A 13,299-nucleotide genomic window follows, 5' to 3' on the forward strand; every position below is an offset into this window, starting at 1 on the left:
TTGACGTTGAAATAATTTTGGAGAGAATTAATATAATTTATTTTAAATTTTTAAATAAACTCTCATTCGGAGAACTCAGGAATGGTGATTGAAAACACAATAAAAGCCAGTACTCAGTTTCATCTGCTTCTTTGGCAGCAATCTTTATTTTGTGGATAAAATCTGCCTTACTTTCAGCATTTTGAGCTTCTCTTACGTTTGCACCAATTGAAGTTCCGGATTTAAAAATTTGATTAGCAAGCGGAAATCTGTTTGCTTTATACAAGACTTCAGAAAATTCAATAATATCTAATGCAAATCCAAAAGTTTTCTTTACAATAATATTTTCTCTATCGTCTCTCATTTTCAAATTCTCAAATTAACCCATTATCAAATTGATTTATTTTCCTTTATAATTAGGTTTTCTTTTCTGTAAAAAGGCATTTACACCTTCTATGAAGTCTTCTGTTTCTGCGGCTTCCTGTTGTAGATCACCTTCAAGTTCCAACTGCTCTTTTAAAGTGTTGGTGTATGAGTTTGCAAAGGCTTTTTTCGTTAGCTTAATTGCTGCTGTCGGCATATTGGCCATTCTTTCAAGAATTTCCATTGATTTTGGTCCAAACTCTTCTTCAGAGAAGACCTCAGCAACAAGCCCGTGAGCTTTAGATTCTTCAGCAGATAATTTTTTACCGGTAAATGCTAAATAATTAGCCAATTGTCTACCTAAAAGTTTCGGTAAGAAATAAGTACCTCCTGTATCAGGGATCAAACCGATATTTGAAAACGCCTGGGAAAAATACGCTTTGTTATTAGCCAACACGAAATCACAGATTAAGGCCAACATTGCACCAGCTCCTACTGCAGGGCCATTTACTAAGGCAATAACCGGTTTTTTGCAACGCGTTACTTCCATTACTAATGGGTTATAATAATCTACCACAATTTTTCTGATGATATCCTGATCGTGGTGTTCTTTCCCTACTGCAAAAGCTTCTTCAAGATTTTGACCTGAACAAAATGCTCTTCCTCTTCCGGAAATGGCAACGCATCTTACATTTTCATCCTCACTGCATTCTTTAATGAAATCTTTCAGATCCCCCAAAGAAGGCTTTGTAAGAGCGTTCATCGTTTCAGGCTGATTTAGGTAGGCAATTTTCAGCTTCCCGTCAAAATGCGATTCAATATCGAGTTGTGTATACATAGTTTTGTATTTTATTTTTAACAATGCACTAATTTAACAATATAAATCAATGTAACCGTCTAACAATTTAACAATCTGCCCATATCATCGTTATGTTTTGCATAGTCCGTAAATCTTATGGATAAACTTGTCATTTTAGTTATAGTTACACTCATTTTAGTGACATTTAAAATAGTCAAAAGGTTCCAGACAGTCTAAGCATTGATAAGAGGCTTTACACAGAGTAGACCCAAATCTGCTAATCTGTTTGGTGTGCTCAGAACCACAGCGTGGGCATTTTTTCGGTTTCCCGATATGATGTTCATCTGCTCCTTTTTCAGGTGGTGTAATTCCGAAAGCACGAAGTTTTTCTCTCGCTTCATCAGTCAACCAATCTGTTGTCCATATCGGAAACATTTTGGTAACTACTTTGGCTTCCCATCCGTTTTCTTTCATCATTTTGATGATATCCTCTTCAATGGTAAACATGGCAGGACATGCAGAATAGGTTGGTGTAATTGTCACTTCGCAGGAATTATCACCTGTTATTTCTGCTCCTCTTACAATTCCCAGCTCCACAATATTAATCACCGGAATTTCCGGATCGGGAATTGTTTTTAATAAGTTTAAAATATTGTTTTGCATATTTTAACATTGAAAAATTACTTTAGTCAAGTATTTTTCTGGTTGAAATTTTATTATTGATATCGGATACTTTTATAATATAGTTTCCTTTTAAAATACCGAACCTGAATCGATTCGAAAGAATTCCGGTATGTTCCTGTATCATCTTCCCTGAAAAATCAAAGATCTGTATACTTTTTATTTTCTCTTGTGAAACCACTTCATAGGAATCCGAATCTTTATATATTTTGATATTAGCAATTTTATCTGAAGTATCCTTTTCTAAAGGCCTATTTGCCGTTCTACTTACACTTGAAGGTACATACTGATTCTGTAAACCGATATCTCCACCACATTCATTCTTCCACCAATCTTTTACCTCATTGAGTACAAAACTTGGTGACGTGCTATACATCTTGTTTTTAAAGACCTGCAGTTTAGAATCTTTGTTTGAGACATTATACATGGCAAAAATCTGGGATTTATCATCATTTTCAATATTGAAATCAACAATTTTTCCTTTTATTTTTTTAGAGTCATAGTTAGTTGATGCCCAATACCCTGTAGATCCTAAATAATTAAAATGATCTCCTTTTCCTTGGAAAAGATGCAGATTTGCATGCCCAGGATCAGATTCATATAATACTGCAATATCATCTCTTTTGTTTCCATCATAAAAGTTCCCCGAAACAATCCTTTTGGTAAACTGATTGAAAGGATAACCTGTATTTTCCCACCATTTTTTAAAAACAAAACTTGAGCCCACTCTTTCGAACACATGAATATCAGTAGCATCATTACTATTTTTATAGAAAACTGCAATATCATCATGCATATCATTATTATCAAAATTTCCAGATACAATATTGCTTATGATATTATCTGTTGAATAGGAGATACTTTGCCACCATCCATCTGCACCTAAGTATTTAAAAGATTTGTTTGCCTGTCCTTGAAATACGTGTATTTTTGTTTCACTATTACCATATCTATAAAAAACTGCAATATCATTGTGCTTTCCATCGCCATCAAAATCTCCGGATACCATCCTGTCACCCACCAAATTAGCATAATACCCCGTCTCTTTCCACCATCCCTGAGCCTGATTACTATATATAAATTCAGCCCCTGTACCTTCAAACACGTGAATCCTTGTTTCTCCCCCTCCATAATCGTACATTACAGCCATATCATCAAAATATCCATCGTTGTCAAAATCTCCTGAAACTATTCTGTCCGAGAATAATTCAAGCGGATATCCTGTAGATTTCCAAGCATTTTTCACAGAAGATATGGATCCGTCAGGAGTCATTTTAGCAACATTTAAGAATGTTTCATCCCCATTGGTACTGAAATAAGCTACCTCATCTCTTACTCCGTCATGATCAAAATCTAAGGAAACAAGTTTTGATGTTTTTTCTGAATCAAAGAAGTTGGTATTGTCTACTTCGAAAACTTTTATGTTGTTATTAATAGCTTTTGTATAGTCTAAATAGTAAGCCAGTGAAGCTATCTGATCAACTGCTCTTCTTTTTTGGTCTTCTTTTTTTTCATCAGGAGTCAATCCTTCCGGTACACCATTATTATCCGGATCTATTCGTGTTTGCGCATGAATACTAATTATATTTAAAAGCTTTTTTAAAGTATCAATTTCTGCTTGACTAAAATTATTTTTATTAAAAGTGGCATAATATGTTAAAAGTGCAAACATTTCAACAATATCATCGTAATAAAGAAAAGAATAATAATCATTATTATTCAAATTAGCTATTTTTTCACAATCTATTGTACTATAAAAAACACTTAAAGTTCCTAAATAAGAAGCATTTTCATACTCCACCCTATATTTAATAATATGATTAACACCCTTTTTAATACCTGAAATCAATTTTTCTCTTAGTACAACATCCGACTTTGGGACAGCATCTAGCGACTCAATTAATCCTCTTAAAATAATTGCATGATAATTAATCTTTGACTCATGATATACTTTCTGCCCATTATCAAGAGTTTCTTCTCCTCTCTTCCATGTTCCATTACATATTCCAGTTTCATTTGCTTGTTGGTCTAACAGCCAATTACTAACATTGATAATTTTATCTAAATACTTGCAATCCTGTGTTATTTTATAAGCTTTTGCAAGCCCCCATAATCCAAAAGCAGTGTAATTTTCAGAATTATATCCAAATAGATCTATTGCATATAAATTATCTGCAGCTTTACCAATAGCCTCATACAAACCTGGTGGAAGTGCAATATTATTTTTTTTCAAATATAGATATCCTTCACAAAGCCCTACTATAGCACTACCTGTTTCATATACATGTACACTATTCTGAGATACGCTTCCTGGAATATCATTTTGTTCAAATATATCTTTACCTTCTCTTGCCCACCAGTAAATATAACCACCATCTAACAAACTGTTATTTTGATTTTTAACTTGTTGGCATATTAAATATTCTAACCCTTGAAGAATTGTAGAAGAATTCTTGGAGTTCGAATAATAATTATCATAGTGAATCATAGCACGTATCTGTTTACTTGTATGCCTTGGCTGGGGATGACTACTCCAAAAACCAGAAAATTTTGCATCTGGATCATATTCATAAAACTTTTTGTAGTTTCCTATATAGCCACTAAAATAACCTCTGAACCAAGACCCCCTATCCCATTTATCTGTAGAACTGAAAATCGGTTCGTAATTATTGAATACATTTATACCCACCAATTTTGGTTGCTCCATAAACGTCTTACTGAGCGCTATTACATTTTCTATTGCAGCATTATCTGCCGTAATATTATCATTCCAACTTGTTTGTGTTATTGGATGTATTTGTGTCTGAGCATCTAATAATGCAGGCAAAAGCAGCAAGAGGCTATAAAAACATTTCATATATAAACTGGTTATTAGAATAATATAAATGAAAGAGAAACTTAATATCTACCAAGTACACCCAGGATACGCTCTCTGCATATACTGAAGCTCACAAAGGATAAATCCAAAGTATTCTGTATGATACCCTGTTCTTGATTTTGGCTGCATAAATGGATTCGTTGGGTACTCTAATCCGAAGCTTTGGAAATCATTTTCTGTAATGGCAATGAATTCTTTATACAGTTCATCAACATTAGGAACGATATTCAAGGCAACAAGATCATCTTCACCTTCTGATTTGGCAAACAATCCTTTGGTGTATTCCCAGATATTTTCAATAGCATTTTCTAAACGCGTACGGCTTTCTTCTGTTCCCTGAGCGAAAATTTTCATCCAGGATACCGCATGCGTATAATGATACCTTACTTCTTTTAATGATTTCTGAGCAATAGCAGATAATTCTTCATTCGCTGAATTGGATAATGCTTCATACATCAGTTTCTGATACACTGAGAAAACATAAACCTTAAGAATCGTCTGAGCATAATCTTCGTTAGGAAGTTCTGTCCAATGCGCGTTTATATATTCATGTTCATATCTTAAGAAAGCGATATCATCTTCACTTTTACCATTATCAATAACTCTTGAAGCGTACACATAAAAGTTATTAGCCTGACCAAGTTCATCTAATGCAATATTCGTTAATGCAATATCTTCCTCTAAATAAGGACCTTCACCGCACCATGCAGATAGACGCTGTCCCATAATGAAACTGTCATCTGCTAGTTTTAATAAATAATTATATAATGGGTTCATTATTTTATCTTTTGGCTTTTGGCATCTAGCTTTTGGCGAATTACCAGTAGCTAACAGCCAATAGCTGTTTTACATATTTTTTACGTCATTTGGAATTTCGTAGAACGTTGGGTGACGGTATAGTTTATCATCTGCCGGATCAAAGAATGCTTCTTTATCCACTCCTTCTGAAGTCACAATATATTTACTTGGAACTACCCAAACAGAAGTTCCTTCTTTTCTTCTTGTATACACGTCTCTTGCGTTCTGTAAAGCCATTTCTGCTGTTGGCGCCTGTACAATTCCAACGTGTTTGTGAGATAATCCCGGTTTAGTCTGAATAAACACTTCCCACATATCTAAATTTGCCATAATTAATTTGAAAATTTGAAAATTGGTTAATTTGAAAATTGATGAATCGTGTTCATTGAAAATTTGAGCATAAATAACGTGGTTAAAGTCATTTTCAAATTTTCAAATTAGCACATTTCAAATTATATTACTTCTTTTTGTTGTTTTTCTGCAAAAGCAATTGCTGCTTCTTTCACCCAAGAGTTTTCTCTCTGCGCTTTTCTCTTCGTTTCAATACGCTTTTTATTACAAGGTCCGTTTCCTTTTAAGATTTCCATAAATTCTCCCCAAGGAAGTTCTCCGAAATCGTAATGCTGTCTTTCCTCATTCCATTTCAGGTCTTTATCCGGAATGGTTAATCCTAAGAACTCAGCCTGAGAAACGGTAACGTCGATAAATCTCTGACGAAGACTGTCATTACTTTCTCTTTTTACTCTGTAGTTCATAGAGATTTTAGAGTTTGGTGAGCTGTCATCATTAGGTCCGAACATCATTAGAGCCGGCCACCAGAAACGGTTTAACGAAGCCTGAGCCATTTCTTTCTGTTGTTTGGTACCACGGCAAAGTGCCATTAAAATCTCATACCCTTGTCTTTGGTGAAAAGACTCCTCTTTACAGATCTTTACCATCGCTCTTGAATAAGGGCCATAAGAATTCCCCATCAACATTACCTGGTTCATAATCGCTGCTCCATCAACTAACCAGCCGATAGCACCGATATCAGCCCAGCTTAATGTTGGATAATTAAAGATGCTTGAATACTTTGCTTTTCCTTCCAGCATGTCATCATAAGTAGCATCTCTATCTGCTCTGATACTTCCGTCTCCTAAAGTTTCTGTTGCAGAATAAAGGTATAAACCGTGACCTGCCTCATCCTGAACTTTAGCCAAAAGAGCCATTTTTCTTCTCAATGAAGGCGCTCTGGAAATCCAGTTGGCTTCCGGCAGCATTCCTACGATTTCAGAATGGGCATGCTGTGAAATCTGACGAACCAAAAGCTTTCTGTAATCATCCGGCATTACATCTTTGGGTTCTACTTTATTTTCTTCGTGAACGTATTGAACAAATTTTTCTAAGTCCATAATCTTTTAATTTGAGAATTTGAGAATGAGTTAATTTGAAAATTATTTAGAGAAAATGACAATAAACAATTACCCATTTTCAAATTTCCAAATTAGTACATTTTCAAATTGAATTACACATCATAATTAAGCATCACCACATTCGTTGTCGGGTGACATTGACAGGTAAGAACGTAACCTCTGGCTACTTCGTCTTCGGTAAGTGCATAGTTTTTCTCCATAAAAACCTCTCCTTCTAAAACTTCTGCCTTACACGTACAACACACTCCTCCTTTACATGCAAAAGGCACGGGAAGATTGTCTTTCAATGCTTTATCTAAGATACTCTCTTTTTTGGAATTAAGGTGAAATGAATATTCATCATCATCAATAATTACCGTTACCATACTTTCAATATTGGCAATCGCTTTAAATTCATCACTCATTTCTTCCGTGTTCTCTTCGTCAGGAGCTGTAAAGTATTCAAATAAAACCTGAATAGCGGGTACTTTTTTATCTTTCTTTAAATAATCTGCGATCCCTTTAATCATCTCTGAAGGGCCACAAATGAAATAAGTGGCTTCTTTTACATCAATCTCAGGATATCTTTCAAACAGCTGATCTAATTTTTCAGGAGAAATTCTTCCTTCAAAAACCGGATCTTCATGCTTTTCACGGCTTACAAGATAAATCACTTTAAGTCTTCCATTGAACTGCTCTACCAGCTTATTAATTTCAGCCTTTCTTAAAACATGGTCCATGCTTCTGTTACTGTAGAACAAATAAGCATTACTGTTCGGTTCCTGATAAAGACTTTCTTTGATATTGGATAAAACCGGAGTAATTCCGCTTCCTGCAGCCAGACCTATATACGTCTTTACGTTGGTCGGGTGATAAGAAGTATTGAAACCACCCATTGGAGGCATTACTTCCAACATTTCATCCATATGAAGATGCTCATTGAAATATCCGGATACTTTTCCGCCTTCCAGCAATTTCACCAAAACTTCCAGTGTATTGCTTTTTTCGCTTGGAGCATTACAGATAGAATAAGAACGTCTCTCTTCATTTCCGTTGATCATCATTCGGAAATTAAGATATTGTCCCTGTTTGAACCTGAACTTGTCTTTCAGTTCTTCCGGAATCTCCACCGCGACATTTACCGCGTCTGAAGTATCCTTCTGAACCCTTACAGTTTTAAGTTTATAAAATGAATTCATTATTTTTTAAGTATTCTATTAATTTTTCCACCTTCGCACTTCGGCAAACTATCCTGAGCATGAACTTTCACTTTTGTAGTGATTCCTACTCTCTTTTTGATTTCGTTTTCAATATTTTTTCCGAAGCTTCCGACAAAATTAAAATAATCATCGGTATTTGCTTCTATTTTTTGTGCCTTTACCAATTCGTCATCAATTTCAACATCAATATCTAAAGCTACACACATCTGCTCCTTTTCAACAGGAGTTAAATAATAATTGGGAACTACTCCTTTTACATGAGAAAATGCCTCTTCAATCTGGCTTGGGTACACATTTACCCCTCTTACAATCAGCATATCATCTGCCCTGCCAACAATAGGTTTCATTTTTACCATGGTTCTTTTCGCATTTTCGTCATAATAAAGACTTGTGATATCATTCGTCCAGTAACGCAGAAGCGGCATTGCTTTTTTCGTTAATGTGGTAATCACCAATACTCCTTCTTCTCCGAAAGGAACCGGTTCTTTTGTAATCGGATCTAAAATTTCAGGATAAAAATGGTCTTCCCAAATATAGGAACCTCCCTTTTCCTCAAAATCTTCCATGGAAACTCCAGGGCCGATAATTTCGCTCAAACCATAAATATTAGTGGCATGAACGCCTAATCTTTCTTCAATGTGGCCTCTGATAATTTCTGTCCACGGTTCAGATCCTAATACAGCATACTTTAGACTAATTTCATCAGCAGAAATTCCTCTTTTAGCAAATTCATCAGCAATAGTTAAAGCATAAGATGGTGAACAACAAATCACTTCCGGTTTAAAATCTACAATAAGATCAACCTGTCTGGCTGTCATTCCCCCTGAAATAGGAAGAACACTCATTCCCAACATTTCTGCTCCATAGTGAAGTCCTAACCCGCCTGTAAAAATCCCATAACCATAAGCATTATGCAGCTGCATTCCTGGTCTTGCTCCTGCTGCACTTAGAGATCTTGCTACCACTTCACTGAAAAGATCTACATCTTCTTTAGTATAGCCCACCACCGTTGGCTTACCCGTTGTTCCGCTTGAACAGTGAATTCTCTGAAGTTCATTTTTAGGAACTGTAAATAAACCAAATGGGTAGTTGTCTCTCAAGTCCTGTTTGTAAGTAATTGGAAGTTTCGTAATATCTGCAATGGTCCTTATTTCCTGTGGAGATATCTGCAATTCATCAAACTTTCTTCTATAAAATTCCGACTTCTCGTTCAGATAACCCATGAGATTTACTAAGCGGTCGGATTGAAGCTGTCTCAACTGACCCAGCTCCAGATATTCAACTGAAAAATCCATAAAACTAACTAACATTTGTTAGGTGTAAATTTAAAAAGATTTTGGAAGCTGACAAAATTTTTATGATTTTCATCATATTTTGAATGATTCTAAATAATTAAAACTGGGTTAAAATTGAAATTCAATTGATTTGCCATTCCGAAAGAAACAAAATGGAGTGCGGGATCTCAACAAAATTTCTATTAAGATTAAAGTTGTTACAGAACAAGTAAAGACTGAATAACATTGAACAATAATGAAGATTTTTCCTTCGTCAGAATGACAAAACCCTATTTATTTTGGTTTCCCAGAAGCCCATAAAGGATCTTATCCCTTATTTCATCAGTGATCTCATCTGTAGAATCACTGTTTCTTTTGAACCAGAAATAGGAATTGTTTAAAGTATGAAGAATGAATCTTGTTGTAAATGATGGGGATTTCAATTCCCAGTTTTCCGCTTGATAGATTTCGGAAATCAGCTGCTCAACTTCTTGCTGATAATTTTTCCTTAGCTCTATGAATTCAGGAAGCCTTTCTTCCAGATGCCTCCATTCAATAGAATAAATGTGAGTTACATCTCGATTTTTAAGAACTACCGACAAATGTTTATCCAAAAACAAATTCAACTTTTCCCTTGGACCAATATCAGTATTTTTTACTTCCTGAAGCTCATCGAAAAACTCTTGTGCAATACCAAAACAAACCCATTCCAGAATTTCTTCTTTCGAACGGATATGTGCATATAGCGATGCTGCCTTGATATTAAGCTTCGTAGCGAGGTCTCTTACAGAGCTTCCCATATAGCCTTTCTCCTTGAAAAGTTCTACGGCTACGTCTAATATTTTCCTTTGTTTTTCTTTAAGTTCCATCTGTAAAAATGCAAAAGTAGTTATTCTGAAATAAATTGAATGTTGTAATCTACTAATTTCATTGATTTCAAAATTGAGTTGGGAGAAGCTTTTTTTCTCCGGCCTGACTATTTGTTCATCAATTTCAGAGAAAATTTTAATGAATCGGAAATTTTGTCAAGTTAAATTATCGTTAAAAATATATAATCCGGAAATTTTGTCCATTTTTTTTGTAAATTTAATAATTGAACAGTTTTTGCGATACAGTCATCGATTACATGATTAAATAATTGATTGGCATTAAGAAACTGAGCCTTAAAATTTAGTTTCTTGATGTTTTTAAAACTAAAATTTGAACGAATCATTACCAAAAATATAGAAAATATGAACTTAAACCAATATACTGTAAAATCACAAGAAGCCATCCAGGCAGCACAGCAAGTTGCTATGGAATTTGGCAATCAAAGTATCGAACCTCAACATCTCCTAGAAGGAATCTTTCAGGTAGATGAAAATATATCACCTTTCCTATTAAAGAAGTCTGAAGCAGATGCTGCTTTAGTAAGAGAGCGAAACCGTGAAAATTTAGAAAAGCTTCCTAAAGTACAGGGAGGAAACATCTATCTTTCACAATCAGCAAACAAAGTATTACTGGATGCCCCCAACATCGCTAAAAAAATGGGTGATGAATATGTAACGATCGAACATTTATGGTTATCCCTAATAGAAACCAGCTCTGAAGTTTCTCAAATGTTGAAAGACATGGGCGTAACTAAGAAATTACTGGAAGGAGCCATTAAAGAATTAAGAAAAGGAAGTAAGGCTACTTCTGCAAGTTCAGAAGAGACTTATCAATCTTTAAATAAATATGCTAAAAACTTCAACGAGTTAGCTGCTGAAGGAAAGCTAGATCCGGTAATCGGACGTGATGAAGAGATCAGAAGAGTATTGCAGATCCTTTCCAGAAGAACCAAAAACAATCCTATCCTTATCGGAGAACCTGGTGTAGGTAAAACAGCTATTGCAGAAGGGATTGCACACAGAATTATCAGCGGTGACGTTCCTGAAAACCTGATGGATAAAACATTATATTCATTGGATATGGGAGCATTGATCGCCGGAGCAAAATATAAAGGTGAATTTGAAGAGCGTCTGAAATCTGTAGTCAATGAAGTGATAAAATCTGATGGACAGATCATTCTTTTCATTGATGAAATCCATACTTTAGTAGGTGCCGGAGGAGGTGAAGGAGCAATGGATGCTGCCAATATTTTGAAACCAGCTCTTGCAAGAGGTGAGTTAAGAGCGATTGGAGCAACTACTTTAAATGAATACCAAAAGTATTTCGAAAAAGATAAGGCCTTAGAAAGACGTTTCCAAAAAGTAATGGTAGAGGAACCGGATACTGAGTCTGCAATTTCCATCCTTCGTGGAATCAAGGATAAGTACGAAGCTCACCATAAAGTAAGAATCAAAGATGAAGCAATTATTGCTGCTGTTGAAATGTCCCAAAGATATATTTCAGACCGATTTTTACCAGATAAAGCGATTGACCTTATTGACGAGGCTTCTGCAAAATTGAGAATGGAAATCAATTCCAAACCTGAAGAACTGGATGTTTTAGACAGAAGGCTGATGCAGCTGGAAATTGAATTGGCCGCCATTTCGAGAGAAGGCAACCAAACTAAAATTGACCATTTAAAAGAAGACATTGCTAAAATTTCTGAACAGAGAAATGAGATCAATGCAAAATGGCTGAAAGAAAAACAGAAAAGTGAAGATCTTACCCAGATCAAAAAAGATATTGAATCTCTGAAGTTAGAAGCAGAAAGAGCTTCGAGAGCTGGAGATTATGCAAAAGTTGCGGAAATCCAGTATGGAAAACTTCGTGAAAAAGAAGACGAACTGGCCAAAGTGGAACTGGAAATGCAGAACCATCAGAATGAGCTGATCAAAGAGGAAGTAACGTCTGAAAATATTTCTGAAGTCATTGCAAAATGGACAGGTATTCCTGTGACTAAACTATTGCAGTCTGAAAGAGATAAATTATTAAATCTTGAAGCTGAACTTCACCACAGAGTGGTAGGACAGAACGAGGCAATTGAGGCTGTAGCGGATGCAATAAGAAGAAACAGAGCCGGATTGAGCGATGATAAAAAACCAATCGGATCTTTCTTATTCTTAGGAACAACCGGTGTCGGTAAAACTGAGCTTGCAAAAGCGTTAGCTGAGTTCTTATTTGATGATGAAAACAATATGACCAGAATTGATATGAGTGAATATCAGGAGCGTCACAGTGTTTCCAGACTGGTAGGAGCTCCTCCGGGATATGTAGGATATGATGAAGGCGGGCAATTAACTGAAGCAGTAAGAAGAAGACCTTATTCTGTAGTGCTTTTGGATGAGATTGAAAAAGCACATCCCGATGTTTTCAATACTTTACTTCAAGTTTTGGATGACGGCCGTTTAACGGATAATAAAGGCCGTGTAGTGAATTTCAAAAATTCGATTATCATTATGACTTCGAATTTAGGTTCGCATCTTATTCAGGAGAACTTTGAAAACTTAACTGAGGAAAATCAGGATGAGATTGTAGATAAAACCAAAGATGAAGTTTTTGATCTTTTAAAGCAGACGTTAAGACCGGAATTCCTGAACAGAATTGATGAGGTTGTATTATTCCAGCCTTTAAGAAAGAAAGAAATCGGAAAAATCGTTCAGTATCAGCTGAGAGGGTTTAATGATATGCTCGCAAAGCGTAACATTATTATGACCTTCACTCAGGACGCAGTAGATTACCTGATGGAAAAAGGATATGACCCCGCATTTGGAGCAAGACCTTTAAAAAGAGTGATCCAACAAGAAGTATTAAATAAACTGTCTAAAGAAATTCTTGCAGGAAATGTAAATGACGGCGACAGAATTACCCTGGATTATTTTACAGAAACAGGGCTAGTGTTCAGACCTACTGAACAATAAAAAAATAAAGTAGTTTTTTTCATATACATTAATTTTTGTAGATGAGTGCTGTAGAGAAATCTGCGGCACTCATTTTTTATTTAATAATT

The 13,299-nt window shown here is 35.4% G+C and carries 11 protein-coding genes; 1 reads left to right on the forward strand and 10 read right to left on the reverse strand.

From position 1 onward, the window contains the following. Nucleotides 1–37: 37 nt before the first annotated feature. The 10 genes from AC3HD6_RS21375 to AC3HD6_RS21420 all read right to left on the reverse strand — a co-directional run bounded on the left by AC3HD6_RS21375 (nucleotide 38) and on the right by AC3HD6_RS21420 (nucleotide 10,252). Nucleotides 38–343 (reverse strand): four helix bundle protein, encoded by a 306-nt coding sequence (locus tag AC3HD6_RS21375; RefSeq protein WP_488898157.1) that lies wholly within the window; start codon nucleotides 341–343, stop codon nucleotides 38–40. Nucleotides 344–379: 36 nt separating this feature from the next. Next, on the reverse strand, nucleotides 380–1,180 hold the full coding sequence (locus AC3HD6_RS21380) for an enoyl-CoA hydratase/isomerase family protein (protein ID WP_488898158.1): 801 nt from the start codon (nucleotides 1,178–1,180) through the stop codon (nucleotides 380–382). Nucleotides 1,181–1,336: 156 nt separating this feature from the next. Beyond that, on the reverse strand, nucleotides 1,337–1,804 hold the full coding sequence (paaD, locus tag AC3HD6_RS21385) for a 1,2-phenylacetyl-CoA epoxidase subunit PaaD (protein ID WP_488898159.1): 468 nt from the start codon (nucleotides 1,802–1,804) through the stop codon (nucleotides 1,337–1,339). Nucleotides 1,805–1,826: 22 nt separating this feature from the next. Next, on the reverse strand, nucleotides 1,827–4,679 hold the full coding sequence (locus AC3HD6_RS21390) for a T9SS type A sorting domain-containing protein (RefSeq protein WP_488898160.1): 2,853 nt from the start codon (nucleotides 4,677–4,679) through the stop codon (nucleotides 1,827–1,829). A 48-nt stretch (nucleotides 4,680–4,727) separates the two neighbouring features. Continuing rightward, nucleotides 4,728–5,480 (reverse strand): 1,2-phenylacetyl-CoA epoxidase subunit PaaC, encoded by a 753-nt coding sequence (gene paaC / locus AC3HD6_RS21395; protein WP_488898205.1) that lies wholly within the window; start codon nucleotides 5,478–5,480, stop codon nucleotides 4,728–4,730. 66 nt (nucleotides 5,481–5,546) lie between these two features. Further along, nucleotides 5,547–5,828 carry a 1,2-phenylacetyl-CoA epoxidase subunit PaaB gene (gene paaB / locus AC3HD6_RS21400; RefSeq protein WP_002981782.1) on the reverse strand — a complete coding sequence of 94 codons (282 nt, stop codon included), beginning with the start codon at nucleotides 5,826–5,828 and terminating at the stop codon, nucleotides 5,547–5,549. Nucleotides 5,829–5,950: 122 nt separating this feature from the next. Then, the gene (gene paaA / locus AC3HD6_RS21405; protein ID WP_045501831.1) at nucleotides 5,951–6,889 is read right to left on the reverse strand and encodes a 1,2-phenylacetyl-CoA epoxidase subunit PaaA; all 939 of its coding nucleotides are present in this window, start codon (nucleotides 6,887–6,889) and stop codon (nucleotides 5,951–5,953) included. A 113-nt stretch (nucleotides 6,890–7,002) separates the two neighbouring features. Beyond that, a complete protein-coding gene (locus AC3HD6_RS21410; RefSeq protein WP_488898161.1) occupies nucleotides 7,003–8,088 on the reverse strand; it encodes a 2Fe-2S iron-sulfur cluster-binding protein in 1,086 nt (361 codons plus the stop codon). Beyond that, nucleotides 8,088–9,404, reverse strand: a complete 1,317-nt coding sequence (locus AC3HD6_RS21415; RefSeq protein WP_488898162.1) for a phenylacetate--CoA ligase family protein — start codon at nucleotides 9,402–9,404, stop codon at nucleotides 8,088–8,090. The genes AC3HD6_RS21410 and AC3HD6_RS21415 overlap by 1 nt, the downstream gene beginning before the upstream one ends. A gap of 269 nt (nucleotides 9,405–9,673) precedes the next feature. Beyond that, nucleotides 9,674–10,252, reverse strand: coding sequence for a TetR/AcrR family transcriptional regulator (locus tag AC3HD6_RS21420; protein WP_488898163.1), 579 nt, complete (start codon nucleotides 10,250–10,252; stop codon nucleotides 9,674–9,676). A 363-nt stretch (nucleotides 10,253–10,615) separates the two neighbouring features. Between AC3HD6_RS21420 and clpB the strand changes: the two genes are divergently transcribed. Continuing rightward, nucleotides 10,616–13,210 (forward strand): ATP-dependent chaperone ClpB, encoded by a 2,595-nt coding sequence (gene clpB, locus AC3HD6_RS21425; RefSeq protein WP_488898164.1) that lies wholly within the window; start codon nucleotides 10,616–10,618, stop codon nucleotides 13,208–13,210. The last annotated feature ends 89 nt before the right edge of the window (nucleotides 13,211–13,299 follow it).

This window comes from Chryseobacterium sp. II3a, assembly GCF_057815135.1.